Origin of the sequence: Sphingomonas sp. PP-F2F-G114-C0414, assembly GCF_003688595.1 — a bacterium.
GTDB lineage: Bacteria > Pseudomonadota > Alphaproteobacteria > Sphingomonadales > Sphingomonadaceae > Sphingomonas.
This window is the reverse complement of record NZ_RCWT01000012.1, coordinates 315645-337996: the sequence shown is the minus strand read 5'-3', so window position 1 is coordinate 337996 and position 22352 is coordinate 315645. Positions and strand designations below refer to the sequence as shown.

The following is a 22352-nucleotide window of genomic DNA, read 5'->3' as shown; positions in this document are numbered from 1 at the left end:
CGAAAAGCTCGGGGGCGAGGCGGGGGTTCTTGCGCCATATTTGGGGTAGACGGGCCGAAGGGCGGCGTCGGGCCGCCCCCGCGGGTCGGGGAGGGCGGGACGATGATCAGGTTGCTCCGATCGCTCGAGCCGGTCGTCATGACCGGCCTATGCGTCGCGGGTCTGTCGAGCGGACTCTATGGGATGATCCGGCTGTTCCTCGCGTGAGGCGAGGACCTGATCGAACCGGCGCCAGACCATGTCATAAGTGAGCTTGCCGCGCGCACGGCTCAGTTCGATCATGAGGTCGACGCTGAGCGGCACGCCTACCTCGCGACAGATCCCCGTCAGGTACGTCCGCGCATAGGTCTGGCGTGTATCGTTCTCCATGCTGTGGGTGATGGAACCGAAATCGTCGATGACGATCTGCCAGAATCCATCGAACACCTCGCGGTTCGCCGAATTGCTCGGCGCACGGCCTGCGCAAAGCCGCCGCGCGGCGCTGAGGCCGGTTGCTCGAACCAAGAGATCAAGGCGTGGACCGGTCATACGACCGACAGCGAGGTCGCGCGGTACACTGCAGCGGCTGATCAGCGCACGCTTTCAGACACTGCCGCAGACAAGCTTTTGGCTAACCTTGCGGAAAGGTTAGCCAAAGATGCCGCTAAGGCGTTAAATTAGGGGGAAATAAATGAAGTTTGGTGCACCCGACTGGATTCGAACCAGTGGCCTCTGCCTTCGGAGGGCAGCGCTCTATCCAGCTGAGCTACGGGTGCCGGATGGCTCGCCTAGCAAAGCGTGGCGGGCTGCGCCAGCCGTTTTCATGCTGATCGCTGTCGCGCTGTGTCGGTCGCGCGCGTATTAGTCGCACGAGACGGTGATATGCATCCGTTAGACCTGTGCAAAACGCGTCATGACTCCGTATTTGGCATACTTGGCAAGCTCGCCGTTCCGCCCGTGCTCTTGCCCCGCTCCTTGGGCCGCGGCGTCTTGGGTTTGTAGGCGCACAGGTCGTTGACGATGCACCGCCAGCATTCGGGCGTCCGTGCCTTGCAGACATAGCGGCCGTGCAGGATCAGCCAGTGGTGCGCGTGCAGGCGGAACGGCTGCGGCGTCGCCTTGTCGAGTTTCAGTTCGACCGCGAGCGGGGTCTTGCCGCGGGCGAGGCCGGTGCGGTTGCCGACCCGGAAGATATGCGTGTCGACCGCGAACGTCTCCGCGCCGAACGCGACGTTCAGCACGACGTTGGCAGTCTTGCGACCGACGCCCGGCAGCCGCTCGAGCGCATCGCGGTCGTTGGGCACTTCGCCGCCATAGTCGTCGATCAGCATCTGCGAGAGCGCGATGACGTTCTTCGCCTTGGTGTTGTAGAGCCCGATCGTCTTGATGTGCCCCTTCAGTGCATCGAGCCCGAGCGCGACCATCTTCGCGGGCGTGTCGACCTCGCGGAACAGCGCGCGCGTCGCCTTGTTGACGCCGACATCGGTCGCCTGCGCCGATAGCGCGACCGCAACGACCAGCGTGTACGGATTGACGAACTCGAGTTCGGTCTCGGGATGCGGATCGGCCTCAGCCAGCCTCGCATAGAATTCGACGACGTCGGCCTTTTTCACCGCGTTAGAGACCGAGCACGTCGCCCATCCGGTATCGACCGGCGGGCTGTCCGGCGAGCCAGATCGCCGCCTGCACGGCGCCGCGCGCGAAAATCGACCGGTCATCGGCGCGGTGGTTGAGCTCGATCCGCTCGCCTTCGCCCGCGAAGATCACGCTGTGGTCGCCGATCACCGACCCGCCGCGCACCGAGGCGAAGCCTAGCGTGCCCTCGCTGCGCGCACCGACCAGACCGGCGCGGCTGTCGACGCGGAGTTCCGCCAGCGTCGTCCCGCGGCCCTTCGCGGCGGCCTCGCCGAGCAGCAACGCGGTACCCGATGGCGCATCGACCTTGTGGCGGTGATGCATCTCGACGATCTCGATATCCCAGTCGGCGCCGAGCCGTGCGGCGGCATCGCGCACCAGGATGTTGAGCAGCGTCACGCCGAGCGAGGTATTGCCGGTCTGCAACACGGCGATGTCCGCTGCTGCGGCATCGATCAGCGACTGGTGCTGCGGTGACAGGCCGGTGGTGCCTATCACGATCGCGGTGCCGGCGGCGCGTGCCGCGGCGAGATGTGCCTCGATTGCGGACGGCGTCGAGAAATCGACCATCACGTCAGCAAGCTTTGCGATCGGGCTCGGGTCCTCACCGGCGTCGACACCGCCGGCCAGCGTCGCGCCGGCACTCTCGATCGCATCGGCGATCGCGCGACCCATCCGGCCGGCGCTGCCATAGATGCCGATCGCGGTGGTCGCGGACGCGGCGGGGCGGTTCGGGCGGGCGGAAAGCGTTGTCGTTTGCATGCCGCCGCTCTGCCACAAAACCGGCCGGCGGGGCAGGGTGGTTCTGCCTGTTAGCGGTAAATTAGTGGACGGCGCGCTGCTCGGCGAGGAGTGTGCGGACCAGATCGAGATCGCCGGGTTTGTCGACATCGACCGCCGCGAGACCGTATGGGGTGGCGATCGCGGCGGCGTTCAATCCCGCCATTCGGCCGAGATGGGCGACCGCATCGACCAGCGTCAGCCTGCCCGACAGATAGCGCAGCAACGTGCCGACGCCCAGCCGACGAACGATCCGCCACGGCCGTTTGCGGTCCGCCTCGACCTGCGCCCATAGATCGAGCGCGGCGATCGAGCGCGGGGTGGCGAACTGGAACAGGTTGCAGCCCGACCAGGCGCCATCGGCAAACCGCAGATAGGTGCGTTTGGTCCCCGGCGCCGCGCGTTCGATCACGTCGCGCCGCGCGAGCAGCACCGCGACGTCGGCACGCGGCGGCGCATCCGCCCGGAACCGGCGAACCCAGTCGGGGTGGAGGAGGGCGTGGTCGGCGGTTGTCACCATCAATGGCGTGCCCAGCGCGGCGATGCCCTCGCGCACGCTGAGGCTGGGGCCGTTGGCGGCGGTCAGCACGGTGAGCCCCAACGCGGTCGCCTCCGCGCGGACCGCGTCGTCGGATACCGAGACGGCGATCCGCGTCGCCCCCGCATCGCGCAACGCCCGCGCGACACGCGCGAGCAACGTCTCGCCCTCGAGCACGATCAGCGCCTTGTGCGAAACGCCCGCATACCCCGCGACGGGATCGACCCCGCCGCGCGAGCCCGCCAGGATCAACGCACTGAACCCCTCGCTCATTCCGGTTTCCCCCGCGCGCGCCAGACCCGCCAGAATATGCCGGGCGCGGCGAGGATGGGGTGCTTCTCGCGCCACGGGGTGAGCGGCACGGCGATCCCGGTATGGCGCTCGACCTTCCACAGCCCGTATTGCGCAGCGCCCTCGAAGGTGAACGCGGCACGGACCAGCCGCGCGACGTTGATCGGTTTGCCGGCCCGGCGGCGGCGGCGCCAGGCACGCAGCAGCGCGCGGCGTGTCTCGGCGGCAAGGCTCGGGCGCAGCACGCCCGCGTCGTCGGCGAACGCGATCCCGTCGGCGGTCCACGCGAGCGGCAGCAAGCGGGCGTAGCGGTCCGGATCGAAGCCGAGGATCTGCCCCTCGCGTCCCTTGCGTTCGACGCGCAGCTCGGCGGCGTAGGTCTGGCGGAACAGCGCGCGCCAATAGTCGTCCGCCGTGCCCGCCTCGGGCCCGAGCGCCGCCGCGAACCTTGCCGCAGACTTCGTGGCCTCGCCGATCGCCGCGGCAACCGCATCGGCGACGCTGGAGTCGCGTGCCCAGACCAAGGCCGACGGTTGGACGAACCGTGTCCAGATGGTGGTATCGAGCGACTTGGCCGCGGCGGCCTTCGCAAACGTCGCCATCCGCATCGTCGCGATTTTGGCGCGCAGCGTTTCGCCCGCCATCGCGAATTCGCGGTAGCTGACGGTCGGCCAGATGCCGCGCTCGGGCGGACCGGCGGTCAGCACGTAAAAATCGAGCACCCCTTCGGTCGCGCCGGTCCGCAGGTTCGACCCGTAGAACAGCACCGCGACGACGTCGTCATGGGCGGCGAGAGTTTCGGCGACATCGCGCACCGGCTGAATCGTCGGGGCCGCCAGTTGACGCCGCACGACGTCGGCCAGCACGCTCAAGGGACGACGAAGCGGAGCGGCTTGCCTTCGCGCACGGTCAGGTCGCCACCGGGATAGACTTCGCCGTCGAGGATGAACCCAGAATCCATCGACAGGTCGAGCGACGCCGAATCGATCCGGTGATAGCCCGCACGGTCGAGCCACGCGGCCGGCGATCCGGTCACGATCAGCGGGGTCGCAGCCGCAAGCCAGCGCGGCGGGGCGTCGACCACCAGCGTCTTCAGCCCTTCGCGCGGCGTGCCGAACGGCCGGATACCGACGGGCATATGCTGGAGCGTCGACGCCAGCATCAGATACCGCGCACGATCGGTGTCGGCATTGGCGCCGGCGGCATAGGCGGGCGCCGCGCCACCCTGATACCGGATCCGCATGCGATCGCCCGCGCGCCACGCGCTGTTGGCGCCGCCGAACAGCGTCTGCAGGATCGCCCAGCACAGCGCCAGTCCGACCGCGACGCCGTTGAACGCGCCGGCCCGGTGGGTGCGCTGCGCCAGCGCCGTCGCGTGGACGAACGCACCGGCGCCGAACAGGAAGCCGTGCAGGCGGGTGCCGTCGGTCTTGCGCACCACTTCGATCGGGCTGCGGACCTTGACGGTCCCGTCGCGCGCCGCGGTCAGCGCCTGATCGAGCGTCCAGTCGTCGGGAATGCCGAGATCGAGCGCGAGCGCGTTGGTCTTGCCCGACGGAACGATCGCGACGCGCGGCGCGGCACCGGTCCAGACGCGGGCGGCCGCGGTCAGCACGTCGCGGATCGTGCCGTCGCCGCCGTCGATCACCAGCAGTTCGATGCCGTGGCGCGCGAAATCGGTCAGCACTTCGGCGAGTTCGGCCTGGGTGCGCGGCGTGACCGCGAGCACGGTGCCCGACAGGAACGGCTTGGTCGCCTCGACGCTGCTGCGGTTGCGATGGCTCTTGGGATTGCAGATTATACCGGTACGGATCTTCGCGGCGGCCTCGCGCGGGGTCACGCCGTACCGATCGGCGACGGCCGGATCGAACAGGCCGTCAGGCCGCCATGCCGGCGGCGCCGGTGGCGAGAGCGAAGGCCCGCTGAATGCATTGAAGTTCGAAACGACATTAGCCACGATAGTAGATACCCGTCGCGGCACATAACCGCTACAAATTTGTGTCAGGAAGATTTCCGTTCAATGTCTGTGAACGGGGTTTAGTTCATCGACGATACCGCATCTTCATCCGCACGGTCGTGCCCGAGGGGGGCAAGGCGGTGCGGACCGACGCGAACGATGGCAGTCCGATCGACGTCGGAGCGTCGTTCGAAAAGCCGAATCCCTCCTTCGGCACGAACAGCGTCCGGTTGAAATCATGATCGCTGTTTTCGTCGTGATATTGCGCGATCGCGTAATAGCCGGGCTTCAGCCAGAAACAGGCGCGCGGGCTGGCGGCGGATACGCGCGCCCGGACGAGCTTGCCGCCCTTCGCCAGAAACCGTTTCTTGTCATCGGGATACACCGTGAAGGCGACCTCGCCGACGGCGTTGTGCATCGTCGTCGCTTCCAGGATCAGCCTGGCGTTGCCATTGCCCGGCGTACCTTGGCAGCTCTCGGCCGCATGCGCCTGGATCGGCGCGAGCACCGCCGCCGCGCCCAGGATCATAAGGAATAAAGGGTTCATCAGCAGACTAAGACCGGGTAAAAGTGGCGATACAGCGGCGCGCAGATGACATTTACGCCGTGAACGCAGCCTTTATCGCCGTCTTTGTCGCAGCATGGGGTGCAACGGCATGCGCCGTCGGGCCGGGCTGATTACGCCGCTTCCGCCTCGACGCGTGGCGCGCGGGTCATTCGCGCTGCGGCAAATCCGAGCAGGATCGCGACCGCCACCGATCCGACGCCGACTGCCGCAGCGATTCCCGTCGAACCGTAGGTCGGCATCAGCGCGAACGCCGCGGCGAACAGAAGCAGCACGCCGACTGCGCGGATCGCGAAGACGGTGCCGGCGCGGTGCAGCGCGGTCATCACCGTATCGAGGCTGACGGTCGCGAGGTCGAAACAGCCCGCCGCCGCCAGCCACAGCAGCACCGGATAGGCATGGCCGAACGACTTGCCGCCGACGAGCTTGAGGATCGGCTCGCCGACCAGCGCGACGATCGCCAGGATCACCAGCGCCGCAGCGGTGCTCGCCAGCATCGTCCGGATCAGGATACGGCGCAGGCGCGACGGTTCGGCGGTACGGACGGCGCGGACGATCTCGGGGAAGGCGGCGCGCGACAGCATCTGCGACAGTTTCGCGAGCGCCTGCGCCAGCTGCGTCGCGAGCCGGAACGCGCCGGCCGCGGCGGGGCCGATCGATGCGCCGACCAGCAGCAGCGGGATCTGCTTGCTCGACAGGCCTAGCGTCGCGCTCGCGTTGGTGCTGAGCGAGAAGCGGACGATGCCGGGGTTCTCGTCGCGCACCTGCCGCCACGGGCCCCGGCCGCTCGCGAGCAGGCGCAGGTCGCCGCTTTTCGCGACCATGACCCAATAGGTCGCGGCGGTGACGATCTCGGCGAGTGCCCAGGCGAGCATGAAGCCGCGGATCGTCGGTTCGAAGAGCATCGCCGCGCCCGCGCCGACGAAGCGCATGATCGGCGTCATGCTGTCCGCCACCGCCGACAACGAGAATTTGTCGCGCAGCCGCAGGATGCCGAGCGGGGTCGAGCGGATCGTGATCAGCTGCACCACCGCGAACATCAGCGTGTCGCGCATCAGGTCGGGCGGAATGCCGAACCCGTCGCTCCACGCGAACAGGATCGCGACGGTCAGTCCGGCGCCGACCAGCGCGCTGCACATGTCGAGGATTGCCGACAACCGTAGCAGCCGTGCGAGCCGGGGCGTGTCGCCGTGCTGGATCGGCTCGACGCCGTATTGGACGATGATCTGCCAGGTCTGGAAGCCGACAAACGTCGCCAGCGCCTGCGCGGCACCGGTGATCAACGCGAACCGGCCGAAATCGACGACGCCCAGCGTGCGCGTCGCAAAGCCGAGATAGAAAAGCGACAGGATCGCCAGCACGCTGCGGCTTGCGAGCAGCCAGCCGAGATTGCGCGCGGCCGCGCGGAATATCCCGGTCGTGCCGGCGCGCGCCGACGCATCCGCCGGGGCCGGAGAAGGAGCGGGGTCCTGAACCATCTGCGACCGGCCCCTAGAGTGCGGCGACGACTGCGGCAAGATGCGCGGGGGCGGAGCGCGCCGACGGGGGCGGGGCGCGCAGCCGGGGCGGAGGTGACAAAGCGGCGGGCGGCTCCTAGACCGCGCGCGATCGGGCGGCGGTGCCGCCGTCATGCGAGGGATCGTTCGTCATCTGCGGAATTGCCGGCCTTTACGCGCGAGGTAGCGCTGCCGTCTCGCCCCGCCTCGTCACCGCGCCCCTCATTACCGCGCAGTGCGACGCGATCCTCCACCGCGGGCCCGATGACCAGGGCGTGATGACCGACGGCGATTTCGGCTTCGGGATGCGCCGGCTGAGCATCATCGACATCGAGGGCGGGCATCAGCCGTTCCATTCGCCCGACCACCGCTACGCGCTCGTCTTCAACGGCGAGATCTACAATTTCCGCGAATTGCGGCGCGAGTTGCAGGCGCTGGGCCGCGTGTTCGAGAGTGCGGGCGATACCGAGGTCATCCTCGCCGGCTATGAGCGCTGGGGCGACGACGTCTGGGCAAGGCTCGACGGCATGTTCGCGGTCGCGGTGTGGGATACGCATGCCCGCCGCCTGACGCTCGCGCGCGATCCGATCGGGATCAAGCCGCTCTATTACACCGATCAGGCCGCCGGGTTCGCGTTCGGTTCCGAGCTGAAGACGCTGACCCTGCTGCCCGGCATGGCGTTCGACGTCGATCGGCGCGCACTCCACGATTATTTCAGCTTCGGCCACGTCCGCACCCCGCGCTCGATCTACGCGCAGGTCCGCACCCTGCCGCCGGGCCATGTAATGACCGTCGAGGCGAGCGGGACGCCGACGATGCGCGCCTATTGGACGCCGGCCTATCATCCCGCCGAGCCGCTGTCCGACGCGCAGTGGATCGAGCGCTTCCGCGACGAGTGGCTCGACACGATCGGCAAGCAGATGGTCGCGGATGTCGATGTCGGCGCGTTCCTGTCGGGCGGCGTGGATTCGTCCGCGGTGGTCGCGGCGATGGCGCAGGTCTCGGATCGGCCGGTCCGCACCTTCACGATCGGTTTCCCCGATCCGCGCTTCGACGAATCGCCGCACGCCGAGGCGATCGCGCGGCATCTCGGCTGCCACCACGTCACGCGCACGCTGGAACTGGCGGATGCGCAGGCGATGCTGCCCGAGGTTCAGCATTGCTATGACGAGCCGTTCGCCGATCCATCCGCGGTGCCGACCTGGTACGTCAGCCAGATCGCCGCGCAGGAGGTGAAGGTCGCGCTGTCGGGCGATGGCGGCGACGAACTGTTCTTCGGCTACAAGCGCCACGCGACCGAGCGACGGATCGGGGCGCTGCCGGCCCCGTTGCGTCGACTGGCGCGGGCGCTCGACGCGGTGCCGACCTTGCCGTCGCGGCACGCGAACGCAGTGCTGCAACGCTGGCGGAAGACCACCGGCAGTGCCGCGCTGCCGAACGGCATCGCACGGTTCTTCGCCAAGACGCAGATCACCAACGAAGCTTTCCGCCGCGAGATATTCTCCGCGGAGTTCATCGCCGAGGAGGAGGGCGGGATCGCCGCGCTGGTCGCGGAATATTTCCCCGATCCCGCCGCGATCTCGACCGACACGCTCGAGCAGTTCGGCCTAGCCGACCTCGCGCTCAACCTCCCCGGCGCGATGCTGACCAAGGTCGACCGCGCGAGCATGGCGCATTCATTGGAGGTGCGCGTGCCGATGCTGGGGCAGGGGATGGTCGACCTCGCTCTGTCGATGCCCGCGAACATGAAGCTGCACGGCAAGATCGGCAAATACGTTATCCGCCAGGCGATCGCGCCGTGGTTGCCCGAAGGGATCCTCGACCGCCGCAAACAAGGTTTCCAGATGCCGCTGGCGGCGTGGTTCGCGGGCGATTTCGGCGCGTATGCGGAGCAACTCTGGCGCGACAGCGGCGTGCGCGAGCAAGGCATCTGGCGCGCCGGCGAGGTCGACAAGGTGTTCGCCGATCACCGTGCGGGGAAACGCGACCATAGCCGCTTCCTGTATGCACTGGCGATCTACTGCCTCTGGTGGATCGGACGGCCCAAGAGCGTCGTAACCTGAAGTTTTCCACCCCGGCGGAGGCCGGGGCCCAATTGGGGGACGATGGTAACGGAAGTATGCGCCCGGTTACTCCAACCTTTCCAATTGGGCCCCGGCCTCCGCCGGGGTGGTGTGAGTATTTGGCTAGCTCAAGCCAGCCAACTCGTCAGCGTCTCACCCTTGGCCTTGCGCACCATCGCCTGCACCAGCCTTACCAGATGCACCACCAGCGAGATCGCGGTCCACGCCGCGACCCCGATGATCCCCCAGTCCGGCCGCGTCACCAGCAGCCCCGCGAACAGGATCACCATGTTCGGATTGCGCCGCGCGGTGATCAGCCGGAACCAGCTGTCGAACCGCTCCCAGACATGGATGTGCATTCCGAACCGGACGATGAACGCCCCCTCGATCAGCCGCTGCGCGACATAGCCGAACAGCATCGTCCCGATCACCGCCCAGAACACGCCGTCCTCGAGCGGCCGGCCGTACGGCGCGCACCCCGCCGCCCAGGCCCACCACCAGAACGGCGGATGCACCAGGTCGACCCCGTGGTCCCACGCATTCCCCAGCTTCGACGAGGTGATCGTGCACCGCGCCAGCTTCCCGTCGACGGTGTCGAGCACCATGAAGAACAGACCCGTCGCGAGCCCCGTCCAGAACCAGCCATACCAGAACGCCACCGTCGCGACGATGCACAGTACCGAGCCGAGCGCGGTCACCTGGTTTGGCGTGATCCCGGCGCGCGCGCAGACCCGCGTGATCGCGAGCGCCCATTCCGGCCACAGATACTTGGTGAGCAGGTCGGTGACGCCCTTGTACGCACCGACATAGCTCGCCCGCTCGATCGTCGGCACCGCGGCAGGGGTCAGCAGTTCGGCGAACGGGCGTTCGCGCTTGCGCAACGCCTCGTTGAAGATGCCTTCCTCGGCTTCGGCGGCGATCACCGTCAGCCCGGTCACCAGCGGCGCCTCGCCGAGCATCGCCGCGGTCATCCGCGCACGCTCGTCGACATCCCGGACATGCGCGAGCACGGGTACGCCGGTGCGAGCCACGACGGTACCGGGCCGCGTCTTCAGATACGCGATCCACATCGGGTCGAACGCGTAGGCGAGATTGGCGAGGATCACCGGACCGGTGTCGCCGTCGCCATCGGCCGGCAACCCTTGCGCGACGCCGATCCGCCGGATCCGCTCGGCATTGGTCATGCCCCAGAGCAGCGTGTCGTTCGCCCGGACGGTCCGGAGCGCTGGCGTGGGGGCTGTCGAATCTACCATGCCGCACCCGTTACCCGATCTGGTCGTGAAAGCGAGAGGGGTGGGGACATCCGCTCTCAAGTCCACCACCCCGACTGCACCACCCAGGCGGAGGCCGGGGCCCAATTGGAATGACCAGAGTAAGCTCGCGCAGTCCTTCGTTGGCAACGTCCCCCAACTGGGCCCCGGCCTCCGCCGGGGTGGTGGGGTTTAGCGGAGCGGCGTGTGCTCCAACATCCGAACGATCTCGCCCGCCGCTCTCGCCGCGCCACCCTCGACCGCCCCTAGCGACCGCCCAGCAAACTCCGCCTGAACCGCCGCATACCCAGCATGCAGCAACGCCGACCGATCCACCGCCGCCACCACATCCGCAACGTCGCCAACGACCTCCCCACACACCCACATCGCGTAGTTCGGATCGCCCTCCCAGGCGGCACCCCCCGCGTTGAGAAACACGCAAGGCCGCGGGCGCATCAGGAATTCGATCACCTGGCTCGACGTATCGCCCAGATACACGTCCGCCACGCCGGTGTAGCTCCCATCGACCATCGCGAACCCGTCGATGTCGCAATGCACATGCGGCAAGTCCCCGATCTCGCGCATCAGATCCGCCACCTCGGGCGCGCGCTCGACCAGTCGCTGGTGCGGCGCGAAGATCAGATTGTAGCGCCCGTCCGCGACGATGCGCCGCACCACCTCCGCCCCCCAGCGCCACCAGGACGAGCGATGCTGCTGCCAATGCGGCGTATACAGGACGACCGGCCGCGTATCCGCGAACGGCGGCGCGGCGTGCGTCCGGTGCGTGAAATCGGCCTTCACATAGCCGGTCGCGACGAACCGCTCGGGCGCGAACCCGCGGTCGAGATAGGTCCGCCGCTCCAGTTCGCTCGGCACCAGGGTCAGCGCCGCCGCGCGCCGCCTTGGATCGTCGCGCGCGCTCATCGAGCCGACTCCGTGCGACGTCTTCACGAACTTCGCGCGCAGCGGAAACAGCCGCGGCAGCCACAGGCTTGTCTGCTCGGCACACACGACGACGGTCGCGCTGCGCAGATACGGCAGCAGCCGCAGCAGCATCGGCATCTTCGCCGGCAGCACCGGATTACGCCCGCTGCCGTCGTCCGCAACGATCCGAAATCCCGGCGCGCGGCGAATGCGGACGGTCGGGAAGGGCGCCGTCCACCGCGTCAGCAACGTCTCGTGCACCGACGTGCTCACCCAGAGCTCGATCGGCACGTCCGACCTCACGGCGAGCGCCTCGACGATCGGATACAGATGCGGGATCAGCAGCGTCTCGCCGAGAAACAGGAACGCGACTTTCTGCGTCATGACCCCGAAGCGGCGTCCGCAGACGCGTCATGATCGTGCTGCCACAGCGCGATATCTTCCGGGCGGTCGATCTCCTGCCAGCGGACATCGCCCGCGACCCGCACCGCGCGGACGCCGACGGTTTCCGCGACGCGCCGGACGACAGCGTGATGATACGCGTGGATGCCATCCTCCTCGCCGATCACCGCGCGCAACGCTTCGGCATAGGCGCTGCCGCCGGTCGACACGATCAGCCCAAGCGATCGGTCCGTCGCCTGGTGCCCGACCAGATGCTTGCCGACCGCGACGACAGCGTCGCAGTCCGCCTCGACCAGCATGTCGTCGAGCCCCGGCGTCACCAGCGGCTCGATGACCAGCTTCACGCCCGATCCCGAATCGACGCCCCGATCGGCCAACGCGGCGCGCAAAATCGCGGCATCGAACAGCGTGTCGCCATTCATCAACGCGAACGGCGCCTCGAGATACGCCCGCGATGCCCACACGCTGCCGATGCTGTTAGCAATCGACCAGAACGGGTTGAACACGAGTTCTGTCGGCACGCTACCGTCACGTGCCGCCAGATGCGCCGCGACCTGCTCGATCCGATAGCCGCCGACGATCACCGCGCCGTCGAACCCCGCATCCGCGACCGCGTCGAGCTGATGATCGAGGATCGCACGACCGCCGACCTGCACGAGGCATTTCGGCGTCGTCAGCGTCAACGGCAGCAGCCGCGACCCGTGGCCGGCAGCAAGGATGATGGCCTTCATAGGCGCAGACTTACGCACGAAGTGTGGCAGGAAAAAAGCTGTCCCGTGTTGTGCGGCCATGCTGCACTGCAGCGGAACATCCACGGCCACGCACCGTTGCGCCTTGATGCGCATATTCAGATCGCTTCACATACCCCATGAATGGGTCTGGCTGGAGAGCGTCGCCGTCGTCGCGGCGGCCGTCCTCGTCGCGCTGATCGCGCACTGGCTGACGATGCGGATCGGCGGCCACGCCCAGCGCCGCTCGACCGCCAAGACCGATGGCCTCGTCCTCGCCCGCGTCCGCCGCCCGTTGCGCGCGGTGTTCGTCTCGGTCGCGGTCGCGTTCGTCGCGCGGATCCTGCCGATGGACAACGACGTCGAGGATCTGTGGAAGCAGTTGCTCGGCTTCCTCGTCCCAGCCTTGCTCGGCTGGCTCGCGGTCGCGGCGCTGCGCGCGTTCCAGGACGTCATCGAGATCCGCGCCGACATCTCGGTTGAGGACAATCTCCGCGCCCGGCGGAAACGCACGCGGGCGGCGATTCTCGGACGGATCGGGACGTTCTTCATCGTCTTCATCAGCGTCTGCCTGATGCTGCTGAGCGTCCCCGGCATCCGCTCGATCGGCGTCACGCTGATGGCGTCGGCGGGTATCGCCGGCCTCGTCGTCGGCGCCGCCGCGCAGCCCGCGCTGAAGAACCTGATCGCCGGCGTGCAGATGGCCTTCACCGAGCCGATCCGGATCGACGACGTGCTGATCGTCGACGGCGAATGGGGGCGCGTCGAGCAGATCAACCTGACCTTCGTGGTCATCAAGATCTGGGACGAGCGCCGCCTCGTCGTGCCGGTGTCGAAGTTCCTCGAACAGAGCTTCCAGAACTGGACGCGCGAGACGAGCCAGCTGATGGGGTCGGTGTTCTGGTATCTCGACCCTTCCGCGGATGTGCCGCGGCTGCGCGAGAAGCTGGGCGAGATCGTCACGTCCAATCCGCGCTGGGACAAGAGGTTCTACAACCTGCAGGTGACCGACGTGAAGACGGACTGCATCGAACTGCGCGGGCTGATGACCGCCAAGGACGCTGCGATCGCGTTCGATCTGCGGTGTGATGTGCGGGAAGCGTTGCTGAAGTATATCCGCGAGGAAATGCCTGAGGCCATCCCACGCAACCGCCTGCTGATGGCGCCGGATCCGGTGACGCACTCCCCGTCATCCTGACGAAAGTCAGGATCCAGAGCCACGGAGGGCGCGCCTGTTACTCTGGATCCTGACTTTCGTCAGGATGACGACTGGGGGTGAACCTATGCCTCGACGGACTCCGGTATCGCTTCAAGGGCGGTAATCAACGCCTTACGTCGGCGATGCACTGCGTATGTCCGCGAGGGAATGCCCGAAGCGATCCTACGCAACCGCCTGCTTATGGCGCCCGACCTTTCCACACACGCCCCGTCATCCTGACGAAAGTCAGGACCCAGAGCCAAAAACGATAGCGCTCGTGACCCTGGGTCCTGACTTTCGTCAGGATGACGGAGTGGGTCTGGGAACGGTCCTAAGCCTCGACGTGCTCGGGCACCGCCTCGAGCGCGGTTATGAACAGCTCGCACCACCACATCACGTCCTCCTTGCGGACGTTGTCGATCAGCTTCTCCCAGCGTTCCTTCCGCTCGGCCAGCGGCATCTTCAGCGCCCGGTCGATCGCGTCGGACATTTCCTCGGGGCTGTACGGATTGACCAGCACCGCGTCCTTCAGCTGCGTCGCCGCGCCCGCGAAGTGCGACAACACCAGCACGCCCGGATCCTCAGGATCCTGCGCCGCGACATATTCCTTCGCGACCAGGTTCATCCCGTCGCGCAAAGGCGTCACTAGCCCGACACGCGCCGCGCGGTAGATCCCCGCCAGCACGTCGCGCGGGAAACCCTGGTTGACGTAGCGGATCGGCGTCCAGTCGATGTCCGAATATTCGCCGTTGATCCGCCCCGACATCGAATCGAGGTTCGCGCGGATCTCCTGGTACGTATCGACCTTCTCGCGCGAAGGCGGCGCGATCTGAAGCATGTAGACCAGCCCGCGCCGATCCGGATGCGACCCCAGGAACCGCTCATAGCCGGCAAACCGCTCGGCGAGACCCTTCGAATAATCGAGCCGGTCGACCCCGACGATCAGGCTGCGACCTGTCGCGGACATGTACATCCGCTCCTTGGCGTGCCGCGCCGCGTCGCTGTTCGCCGACTTCTCGAAGTCCGCGGTCTCAATGCCGATCGGCGTGGTGATCGCCTTGATCGTGCGGTCGCCGACCGTCACCCAGCCATCCTCGCCGACCACGCCGTCGAGCTGGCTCGTGACGTAATGCAGGAAGCTGTCGAGCCAGTCCTGCGTCTGGAACCCGATCACGTCGTACGCGAACATCGACTCGACCAGCGCACGGTGGCTCGGCAGCGACAGCAGCATCGCCATCGGCGGCCACGGGATGTGGAGGAAGAACCCGATCTTGTTCTCGACGCCGAGCTTGCGCAGTTCCTGGCCGAGCGGGACGTGGTGGTAATCGTGGACCCACACCAGATCCTCGGGCTCGATCAACGGCAGCACCGTCTCCGCGAACCGCTTGTTGACGCGAGCATAGCCGCTGGAAAAGTCGCGTTCGAACTCGGTCAGGTCGATCCGGTAATGGAACAGCGGCCACAGCGTGCGGTTCGCATAGCCGTTGTAATATTCGTCGAAATCCTGCTCTTCGAGGTCGATCGTCGCGGTGGTGACGCCCTTGCCCTGCTGGAAATTGATGTGCCCGGTGAAGGTCTCGGTGGTCGATCCCGACCAGCCGAACCAGACCCCGCCCTTTTCGCGCAGGGCGGCGAGCAGCGCGACGGCAAGGCCGCCCTGGTTGCCCGAGGGCGCATCGACCGACTGGACGCGGTTCGAGATGACGACGAGGCGGCTCATCGGACGGCACTCCACGGCTTGCTGAGCAGGACCGCGCAGTTGATCAGCCCCACCAGCGAATAGGTTTGCGGATAATTGCCCCACAGCTCGCCGGTATTCGGGTCGATATCCTCCGACAGCAGCCCGGCAGGCGTCCGCCGCGCGACCATCTCGCAGAACAGCGCACGCGCGTCCGCGGTCCGGCCGGTCGCATGCAGCGCCTCGATCAGCCAGAAGGTGCACACGTTGAACGCGGTATGCGGCAGGCCGAAATCATCCTCGGTCGCATAGCGCAGCATGTGGCTGCCGCGCCGCAGACCCTCCTCGACCGCCTTCAGCGTCGACTGGAACCGGGGATCGTCGGGCGCAAAGAAGCGCAGGTCGAGCAGCTGGATCAGGCTCGCGTCGAGATCGTCGCCACCGAACGTCGCGGAGATACGCTGCGTATCCTCGCGCCACGCCGAATGCTCGATCGTGGTGCGGATCGTGTTGGCGCGCTCTTCCCAGAACGTCCGGCGATCCTCGAGCCCAAGAACCTCCGCCGCGTTCGCCAGCCGATCGCACGCCGCCCAGCACATCGCCGCCGAATAGGTGTGGACGTGCGCCTTGGTGCGCAGCTCCCACAGCCCCGCGTCGGGCTTGTCGTACGTCTCCCAAGCCCGGTCGCCAACCAGTTCGAGGCTCTTGAAGTCCTCTTCGCTCGACATCCGGAACAGCCGCTTGTCGAAGAACGCCTGCACGTCCGACAGGATGATCTGGCCGTATGCGTCGTGCTGGATCTGTTCGTACGCCTGGTTGCCGACGCGGACCGGACCCATGCCGCGATAGCCGGGCAGGTCACTCTCGATCCGCTCGATCAGCGTCGCTTCGCCGCCGACGCCGTAGAGCGGCTGGACGTGGCCACCCTTCGACGCATCGACGATGTTGCGCAGATATTCGAGATAGCCCTCGAGCACATCGAGCGCACCCAGCCGGTTCAGCGCCTGGACGGTATAATAGGCATCGCGAATCCAGCAGTAGCGATAGTCCCAGTTGCGCTCCGACCCCTCATGCTCGGGGATCGAGGTGGTGAGCGCGGCGACGATCGCGCCGGTCTCCTCGTGCTGGCACAGCTTCAGCGTGATCGCGGCGCGGATGACGACGTCCTGCCATTCGACCGGCGTCGCCAGCCCGCGCACCCAGTGGCGCCACTCGTCCTTGGTCCGCGACAGCATCGCCTCGGCCGCCTCGTGCAGCACGCCCGCGAAACTCTCGTCGGGGCCGAGGAACAGGTGCATCTGGCGTTCGAGCCGGAACCAGTTCTCGCCGACGATATGTCCGACCGGTGCATCGGTGGTCAGCCGCAGCGTCTGGTCGTCCATCAGGAAGCGGATGTGATTCGAGCCCTGCGTATGCTCGGTCGGCTTCCCCCAGTTCGTCGCGACCCGCATCCTGACGCGAATGCGCGGAGAGCCGGCGACCGGCTTGACGATCCGGACGAAGCTGGTCGGGCGATAGGTGCGGCCTTCGCGCACGAAGCGCGGGCAGAAATCGATCACCTCGACCGCGTTGCCCGCCTCGTCCTCGTGCCGCGTGACCAGGATCGGCGTGTTGCGGATATAGGCCTGCGTGGTTTTCGCACCGCCCTCCAGTTCGATCGCCCAGAACCCGGTCCTGGGCGCATCGCCGCCGAGCAGCGCGCAGAACGCCGGGTCGCCGTCGACGCGGGGCACGCAGCCCCAGACGAACGTGCCGGTCTTGTCGATCAGCGCGGAGACCTGGCAATTGCCGATCGGCCACAGGTTCATGTCGGCTTTTTGGGTAGGTGCGGTCATCGTGTTTCCAACATGGGTGTTTCCAATATGGCAGCAATCCAGTCGCGAAGTGCGGCAACGTCGTTCAGGCGGTAGGTGGCGGCGGTAGGCCGTTGCTCGCCGATCAGCACGCCCGCCCCGCCAAGGTCGCGAGCGGCCTCGAACCCGTCCTCGTCGGTAACGTCGTCGCCGAAGAAATACGGCACGCTGCCGGCCATCGCCGGCGCGGCGATCAGGTCGCGAAGCGCCGCGCCCTTGTCGCCGGGGGTGCGCAGTTCGACCATCATCTTGCCCCGCTGGAGCGTGAGGCCGTGCGTGACGGCAAGGTCCTCGGCGAGGCGGACGGCGGCGGGTTCGAAATCCGGTGCCATCCGGTAATGCAGCCCGGCGCCGAGGCTCTTGGCTTCGTAGACGAGCCCGTTGGCGTCGGCGAAGTCGCGGAACGAGTCGGCGGCGGCTTCGAGCGAGGCAGGGCGTTCGGCGGCCACATGGCCGTCGTCGGGCGTGCGGGTCTCGGCCCCGTGGCTGCCCGCGACCGCGAACAGGTGCGCGTGGCGACCGAGCATCGCGTCGAGCTGCACGATCGAGCGCCCGCTGATGATCGCGACGCGACCGGGGAAGCGCTCGGCGAGCGTATCGAGCGTATCGAGCAGCATCTGGCTCACCACGACCGCATCCGGCGTCGCGGCAAGGTCGACCAGCGTCCCGTCGAAATCGAAGAACAGGCTCACGGCGTCGGGCACGGCAAGGGGCGGCGCGAGGACATCAGTCGCGGGCTGGCGTTCGGCTAGCATCATCCCTGAACCCCTAGCGCCACCGCTCCGTTCCGCTGCACTGCAAAATTGGAACGGGTGCGGTTCGATTTTTGGGGAGGGGGAGGGGGGCTGCGGGTGCGGAACTGCGCCTTGTTGTTCTCCCGCGAATGCGGGAGCCCAGGACCAAGCAGCGCAGCGCCCGTAACCCTGGCTCCCCGCCTCGGCGCGGGAACAAGAAGGAGCCGGACCCTGATGTTCCTATCGCATCCCACCACCCCGGCGGAGGCCGGGGCCCAGTTGGGGGCCGGTAATGAAGCACGTTGCGCGCTATTACCTCAGACGTTCCAGCTGGACCCCGGCCTCCGCCGGGGGGGCGTCAAAGGACGCGCATCTCACTCCCTTTCAGGCCTGCAAACCTTGTTTCCCCGCGAAGGCGGGGACCCAGACTGGACTCCCGCCTTCGCGGGAGAACAAAGCAGCGGGGAGTGGCCCACGTTGGACAGCGCAACCACGTCCCATCGGGATAGCGGCCGAGCAAGTCGGCGGTGCCGGAGCTCGTTGAGCCCCCTCCCATCACCCCACCTGCGACACCTCGCGACACAAAACCGCTGGACTAGCCCCAGCCGCTTGGTCATGCCTGCCGCCCATGTCCCGCGTCCGCGTCCTTCTCTTCGCACCCGTATCCGCGGGCGTCCTTCTTGCCGGCTGCACCGTCGGCCCGGACTACCACCCCAAGGCCGCCGCCGAGCTGGGCGTCCCCGAAGCGTATTCGGTCACTCCCGAGACCAAGCCCGAAGACCTCACCCGCTGGTGGCAGAAGTTCGACGACCCCGTCCTCGGCCAGCTCGTCGAGCAGGCCGCCGCCGCCAACCTCGACATCGCGCAGTCTGTCGCCCGTCTCCGCCAGGCCCGCGAAAGCCTGCTCCAGAACCGCGCGTCGCTGCTCCCGACGGTCAACGGCTCGGCCGGCTACCAGCGCAATGAGAATGTCCGCGGCGGCGGGCGCTCGTTTACGCTGCCCGACGGCACCGTCGTCGACACCGGCGGCGGCGGCGCGAACAGCTTCACGCTCGGCGCCAGCGCCAGCTACCAGGTCGGCGTGTTCGGCGAGATCCGCCGCACCGTCGAGGCGAGCCGCGCGGAGTACGCCGCGTCCGGCTACGACTACGCCACCGTGCTGATCTCGGTCGAAAGCGAGGTCGCGCGCAACTACGTCCTCGCGCGGCTCTACCAGCAGCAGCTCGCCAACGCCCGCGCGTCGCTCGCGATCCAGGACGACAATCTCGAAATCGCCGGCTTCCGCGTCCAGGCGGGACTCGTCTCCAGCGTCGACGCCGAACAGGCGCGTGCCCAGCGCGCGCAGACCGCCGCGACGATCCCGAGTCTCGATCAGCAATATGCCGCCGCCGTGGCGCGGATCGGCGTGCTGACCGCGCAGGCGCCCGGCGCGCTCCGGACGATGATGGCGCCCGTGAAGGCGATCCCGACCGGCCCCGCCGCGGTCGGCGTCGGCATCCCCGCCGACACGCTGCGCCAGCGTCCCGACATCCGCTCGGCCGAGCGGGCGCTCGCTGCTGCCACCGCGCGGATCGGCGTCGCCAAGGCGCAGCTCTATCCCGCGCTCGCGATCACCGGCAACCTGAACACCAACGCGACCTCGATCGGCAGCATCGGCGATGCGATCACCGGCAGCCTGTTCGCTGGCCTGACCCAGGCGATCTTCAACGGCGGGCGTCTCCGCTCGCAGGTCCGCACCAGCGAAGCCGCCGCCGACGGTGCGTTCGCGCTCTACAAGTCGACCGTGCTGACGTCGCTCGAAGACGTCGAGAACGCGGTCGTCGCGCTTCAGGCCGCGCAGGAACGCGAGCGCCAGTTCGCGATCGCGCTCGACGCGTCGAACAATTCCGCGATCCTCAGCCGTAGCCAGTATCGCACCGGCCTCACCGATTTCACCACGCTCAACCAGCAGGAAACCGCGCTTCTGTCCGCCCGCAACGGCGCGACGCAGGCACGCGCCGATGCCGCCACTGCGCTGATCGCGCTGTATGCGGCGCTCGGCGGCGGCTGGGATTCGACCGTCATTCCCGAAGCGCCACCGCGTGCGCAGAACACTTCAGAGGCACGCTGATGGCCGACGCATCGATCGACGATTTCCTCGGCGTAAAGCCGCAGGCCCCCTGGAGGCGCTACGTAAAGTGGGTCGCGATCGCGGTCGGCGTGGTCGTGCTGTGCCTGCTGCTCGCGAAGTGCTTCGGCGCGAAAGAGCAGACGCAATATTCCACCCAAGCGGCGCAGCGCGGCAATTTGACCGTCACCGTGTCCGCCACCGGCAAGCTCGCCCCGACCACGCAGGTCACGGTCGGCTCGCAGCTGTCGGGTCTCGTCACCAAGGTCGTCGTCGACGTCAACGACCGCGTCACGGCGGGCCAGCCGCTCGCGCTGATCGATCCCGAACAGCTTGACGACCAGATCCGCCAAACCAGCGCTCAGCTCGCGGCGAACCAGGCGCAGGTCGCGCAGGCGCAGGCCACCGTCGCCGAATCGCGCGCGCAGCTGAACCGCCTCGAAGAGGTCTCGCGCCTCTCGGGTGGCCGCGTGCCGTCGAAGACCGAGCTCCAGACCGGCCGCGCCGATTACGCACGTGCGGTCGCGGCGCAGAAGGTCGCCGAAGCCAACGTTGTCGCCAGCCGCGCGCTCCTCGCGCAGAACCAGACGCAGCGCGCGCGCGCGATCATCCGCTCGCCGGTGACGGGGGTGGTGCTCGCGCGCCAGATCGATCCCGGCCAGACCGTCGCCTCGTCGTTCAACACGCCGACGCTGTTCGTGATCGCCGAAGACCTCACCAAGATGAAGCTCGAGGTCGCGATCGACGAAGCCGACGTCGGCGAGGTCAAGGTCGGCCAGAAGGCCAGCTTCACGGTGGATGCGTTCCCCGGCCAGACCTTCCCCGCGACGATCACGCGCGTCGATCTCGGCTCTAACCTGACCGTCAGCTCGGCGACCTCGTCGACCACGACCACGGCGACGACCTCCACCGGTCAGGTGGTGTCCTACGCCGCCGACCTGACCGTCGCGAACCCGTCGCTGACGCTGCGCCCGGGCATGACCGCGACCGCGGACATCGTCACCTCGGACAAGCGCAACGTGATGCTCGTCCCCAATGCGGCGTTGCGCTTCAAGCCGAGCGCGGATGGCGCGAAGGATCAGGGCGGCGGCATCGCCGGCTCGCTGACCTTCCGGCCACGCCGCGGCGCCGGCGGCAACGCGCGGACCGCCAAGCTCGATCGCGGCTCGCAGCAGACGATCTACGTCAAGGGCGCCGACGGCACCCCGCAGCCGGTGCAGATCACGACCGGCGACACCAACGGCACGATGACCGAAGTCCTGTCGGGCAATCTCCAGCCCGGCGCGCAGGTCATCATCGGCCAGCTCGCCACCGGCACCGACACGACCAAGACTCCGCGCCGGTCGGGCGGCGCCAGCAAGGGTGCGGGCGGTGGTCAGTAATCCGCCCCCGCTGATAAGTCTGCGCGGCGTCACCAAGACGTACGGTACCGGCGCGACGATGTTCCAGGCGCTCAAGGGCGTCGACCTCGACATCGCGGCGGGGGATTTCGTCGCGGTGATGGGGCCATCGGGGTCGGGCAAGTCGACGACGATGAACATCCTCGGCTGTCTCGACGTGCCGAGCGCGGGGACGTTCACGTTCCAGGGTCACCATGTCGAGACGCTCGACCGCGACCAGCGCGCGCTGCTCCGCCGCAATCACCTCGGCTTCGTGTTCCAGGGCTTCAACCTCCTCTCGCGCACCTCCGCGCTGGAGAATGTCGAGCTCCCCTTGCTCTACCGCGGCGACGAAAAGCGCGCGCGGCGCGATGCGGCGATGGCCAGCCTCGACACCGTCGGCCTTGCGGACTGGTGGGACCACACTCCGGCAGAACTGTCCGGGGGGCAGCAACAGCGCGTCGCGATCGCCCGTGCGCTGGTCACCAGCCCCGACGTGCTGCTCGCCGACGAGCCCACCGGCAACCTCGACAGCGAACGCTCGGTCGAGATCATGCAACTTCTCACGCGGCTTAACGCAGAGAAGAACATCACGGTATTGATGGTCACCCACGAACCCGACATGGCCGCGTTCGCGCGGACGGTGGTCCATTTCAAGGACGGCCTGGTCGAACGCATCGAAAGCCAGCACCGCCAAGGCGAGAGGGTGGACTCGTGAGCGCCTTTTCTTCCCCCCTCCCGCAAGCGGGAGGGGCCGGGGGTGGGCACGCGCTCACCTCGAACGTAACGCCAGCC

General features: G+C 67.6%; 19 protein-coding genes and 1 tRNA gene. 5 read left to right on the top strand and 15 right to left on the bottom strand.

The window, feature by feature from the left end; genetic code table 11:
- Nucleotides 1–147: 147 nt before the first annotated feature.
- The 9 genes from C8J47_RS19220 to C8J47_RS13470 form a co-directional block, all read right to left on the bottom strand.
- Nucleotides 148–528 carry a hypothetical protein gene (locus C8J47_RS19220; RefSeq protein ID WP_183129108.1) on the bottom strand — a complete coding sequence of 127 codons (381 nt, stop codon included), beginning with the start codon at nucleotides 526–528 and terminating at the stop codon, nucleotides 148–150.
- Between the two features lie 150 nt (nucleotides 529–678).
- Nucleotides 679–755: transfer RNA gene (locus tag C8J47_RS13505), tRNA-Arg, on the bottom strand.
- Between the two features lie 135 nt (nucleotides 756–890).
- Nucleotides 891–1592 (bottom strand): endonuclease III, encoded by a 702-nt coding sequence (gene nth, locus C8J47_RS13500; protein ID WP_121886065.1) that lies wholly within the window; start codon nucleotides 1590–1592, stop codon nucleotides 891–893.
- A 4-nt stretch (nucleotides 1593–1596) separates the two neighbouring features.
- Nucleotides 1597–2376 (bottom strand): 4-hydroxy-tetrahydrodipicolinate reductase, encoded by a 780-nt coding sequence (gene dapB, locus C8J47_RS13495; RefSeq protein ID WP_121886064.1) that lies wholly within the window; start codon nucleotides 2374–2376, stop codon nucleotides 1597–1599.
- A 61-nt stretch (nucleotides 2377–2437) separates the two neighbouring features.
- Nucleotides 2438–3205, bottom strand: coding sequence for a nucleotidyltransferase family protein (locus C8J47_RS13490; RefSeq protein WP_121886063.1), 768 nt, complete (start codon nucleotides 3203–3205; stop codon nucleotides 2438–2440).
- Nucleotides 3202–4089: a hypothetical protein gene (locus C8J47_RS13485; RefSeq protein ID WP_259467573.1), complete on the bottom strand. Its 888-nt coding sequence runs from the start codon at nucleotides 4087–4089 to the stop codon at nucleotides 3202–3204. Before C8J47_RS13485 ends, C8J47_RS13490 begins: the two co-directional genes overlap by 4 nt.
- A 2-nt stretch (nucleotides 4090–4091) precedes the next feature.
- Entirely contained in the window at nucleotides 4092–5180 is a 1089-nt protein-coding gene (locus C8J47_RS13480; protein WP_220683377.1) for a diacylglycerol kinase family protein, read from the bottom strand.
- 85 nt (nucleotides 5181–5265) lie between these two features.
- Entirely contained in the window at nucleotides 5266–5709 is a 444-nt protein-coding gene (locus C8J47_RS13475; RefSeq protein ID WP_259467549.1) for a DUF2141 domain-containing protein, read from the bottom strand.
- A 149-nt stretch (nucleotides 5710–5858) separates the two neighbouring features.
- Nucleotides 5859–7223: a lipopolysaccharide biosynthesis protein gene (locus C8J47_RS13470; protein ID WP_121886060.1), complete on the bottom strand. Its 1365-nt coding sequence runs from the start codon at nucleotides 7221–7223 to the stop codon at nucleotides 5859–5861.
- Between the two features lie 140 nt (nucleotides 7224–7363).
- Between C8J47_RS13470 and asnB the strand changes: the two genes are divergently transcribed.
- Nucleotides 7364–9304, top strand: a complete 1941-nt coding sequence (gene asnB / locus C8J47_RS13465) for an asparagine synthase (glutamine-hydrolyzing) (protein WP_259467548.1) — start codon at nucleotides 7364–7366, stop codon at nucleotides 9302–9304.
- A gap of 128 nt (nucleotides 9305–9432) precedes the next feature.
- Here the strand turns inward: asnB and C8J47_RS13460 are convergent, their stop codons facing one another.
- The 3 genes from C8J47_RS13460 to C8J47_RS13450 all read right to left on the bottom strand — a co-directional run bounded on the left by C8J47_RS13460 (nucleotide 9433) and on the right by C8J47_RS13450 (nucleotide 12611).
- Nucleotides 9433–10557, bottom strand: coding sequence for a CDP-alcohol phosphatidyltransferase family protein (locus C8J47_RS13460; RefSeq protein ID WP_121886059.1), 1125 nt, complete (start codon nucleotides 10555–10557; stop codon nucleotides 9433–9435).
- A gap of 189 nt (nucleotides 10558–10746) precedes the next feature.
- Nucleotides 10747–11862, bottom strand: a complete 1116-nt coding sequence (locus C8J47_RS13455; protein WP_121886058.1) for a hypothetical protein — start codon at nucleotides 11860–11862, stop codon at nucleotides 10747–10749.
- Nucleotides 11859–12611 (bottom strand): NTP transferase domain-containing protein, encoded by a 753-nt coding sequence (locus C8J47_RS13450; RefSeq protein WP_121886057.1) that lies wholly within the window; start codon nucleotides 12609–12611, stop codon nucleotides 11859–11861. The genes C8J47_RS13455 and C8J47_RS13450 overlap by 4 nt, the downstream gene beginning before the upstream one ends.
- 106 nt (nucleotides 12612–12717) lie before the next feature.
- Between C8J47_RS13450 and C8J47_RS13445 the strand changes: the two genes are divergently transcribed.
- Nucleotides 12718–13806 carry a mechanosensitive ion channel family protein gene (locus C8J47_RS13445; RefSeq protein WP_121886056.1) on the top strand — a complete coding sequence of 363 codons (1089 nt, stop codon included), beginning with the start codon at nucleotides 12718–12720 and terminating at the stop codon, nucleotides 13804–13806.
- A gap of 331 nt (nucleotides 13807–14137) precedes the next feature.
- Here the strand turns inward: C8J47_RS13445 and C8J47_RS13440 are convergent, their stop codons facing one another.
- Genes C8J47_RS13440 through otsB form a run of 3 tightly spaced genes read right to left on the bottom strand, consistent with a single transcriptional unit; the run spans nucleotide 14138 to nucleotide 18095 of the window.
- A complete protein-coding gene (locus C8J47_RS13440; protein ID WP_056047374.1) occupies nucleotides 14138–15526 on the bottom strand; it encodes a trehalose-6-phosphate synthase in 1389 nt (462 codons plus the stop codon).
- Nucleotides 15523–17319, bottom strand: a complete 1797-nt coding sequence (locus C8J47_RS13435) for a glycoside hydrolase family 15 protein (RefSeq protein WP_121886055.1) — start codon at nucleotides 17317–17319, stop codon at nucleotides 15523–15525. Before C8J47_RS13435 ends, C8J47_RS13440 begins: the two co-directional genes overlap by 4 nt.
- A complete protein-coding gene (gene otsB / locus C8J47_RS13430; protein WP_259467547.1) occupies nucleotides 17316–18095 on the bottom strand; it encodes a trehalose-phosphatase in 780 nt (259 codons plus the stop codon). Before otsB ends, C8J47_RS13435 begins: the two co-directional genes overlap by 4 nt.
- A gap of 604 nt (nucleotides 18096–18699) precedes the next feature.
- On the opposite strand from otsB, the gene C8J47_RS13425 reads away from it, so the two are divergent.
- The 3 genes from C8J47_RS13425 to C8J47_RS13415 are packed head-to-tail and all read left to right on the top strand — an operon-like array spanning nucleotide 18700 to nucleotide 22275.
- The gene (locus C8J47_RS13425) at nucleotides 18700–20181 is read left to right on the top strand and encodes an efflux transporter outer membrane subunit (protein WP_121886054.1); all 1482 of its coding nucleotides are present in this window, start codon (nucleotides 18700–18702) and stop codon (nucleotides 20179–20181) included.
- Entirely contained in the window at nucleotides 20181–21560 is a 1380-nt protein-coding gene (locus C8J47_RS13420; protein WP_121886053.1) for an efflux RND transporter periplasmic adaptor subunit, read from the top strand. Before C8J47_RS13425 ends, C8J47_RS13420 begins: the two co-directional genes overlap by 1 nt.
- 58 nt (nucleotides 21561–21618) lie before the next feature.
- Nucleotides 21619–22275 carry an ABC transporter ATP-binding protein gene (locus C8J47_RS13415; RefSeq protein ID WP_121886245.1) on the top strand — a complete coding sequence of 219 codons (657 nt, stop codon included), beginning with the start codon at nucleotides 21619–21621 and terminating at the stop codon, nucleotides 22273–22275.
- Nucleotides 22276–22352 lie beyond the last annotated feature (77 nt).

Excerpts from the sequence above, each read along its gene's own strand:
- C8J47_RS13420 (WP_121886053.1), top strand. The coding sequence starts at position 20,181 with ATGGCCGACGCATCGATCGACGATTTCCTCGGCGTAAAGCCGCAGGCC.
- C8J47_RS13470 (WP_121886060.1), bottom strand. The coding sequence starts at position 7,223 with ATGGTTCAGGACCCCGCTCCTTCTCCGGCCCCGGCGGATGCGTCGGCG.
- C8J47_RS13455 (WP_121886058.1), bottom strand. The coding sequence starts at position 11,862 with ATGACGCAGAAAGTCGCGTTCCTGTTTCTCGGCGAGACGCTGCTGATC.
- C8J47_RS19220 (WP_183129108.1), bottom strand. The coding sequence starts at position 528 with ATGACCGGTCCACGCCTTGATCTCTTGGTTCGAGCAACCGGCCTCAGC.
- C8J47_RS13490 (WP_121886063.1), bottom strand. The coding sequence starts at position 3,205 with ATGAGCGAGGGGTTCAGTGCGTTGATCCTGGCGGGCTCGCGCGGCGGG.
- C8J47_RS13440 (WP_056047374.1), bottom strand. The coding sequence starts at position 15,526 with ATGAGCCGCCTCGTCGTCATCTCGAACCGCGTCCAGTCGGTCGATGCG.
- C8J47_RS13425 (WP_121886054.1), top strand. The coding sequence starts at position 18,700 with ATGTCCCGCGTCCGCGTCCTTCTCTTCGCACCCGTATCCGCGGGCGTC.
- C8J47_RS13445 (WP_121886056.1), top strand. The coding sequence starts at position 12,718 with ATGCGCATATTCAGATCGCTTCACATACCCCATGAATGGGTCTGGCTG.
- C8J47_RS13415 (WP_121886245.1), top strand. The coding sequence starts at position 21,619 with ATGTTCCAGGCGCTCAAGGGCGTCGACCTCGACATCGCGGCGGGGGAT.
- C8J47_RS13475 (WP_259467549.1), bottom strand. The coding sequence starts at position 5,709 with ATGATCCTGGGCGCGGCGGCGGTGCTCGCGCCGATCCAGGCGCATGCG.
- otsB (WP_259467547.1), bottom strand. The coding sequence starts at position 18,095 with ATGATGCTAGCCGAACGCCAGCCCGCGACTGATGTCCTCGCGCCGCCC.
- C8J47_RS13460 (WP_121886059.1), bottom strand. The coding sequence starts at position 10,557 with ATGGTAGATTCGACAGCCCCCACGCCAGCGCTCCGGACCGTCCGGGCG.
- C8J47_RS13450 (WP_121886057.1), bottom strand. The coding sequence starts at position 12,611 with ATGAAGGCCATCATCCTTGCTGCCGGCCACGGGTCGCGGCTGCTGCCG.
- dapB (WP_121886064.1), bottom strand. The coding sequence starts at position 2,376 with ATGCAAACGACAACGCTTTCCGCCCGCCCGAACCGCCCCGCCGCGTCC.
- C8J47_RS13435 (WP_121886055.1), bottom strand. The coding sequence starts at position 17,319 with ATGACCGCACCTACCCAAAAAGCCGACATGAACCTGTGGCCGATCGGC.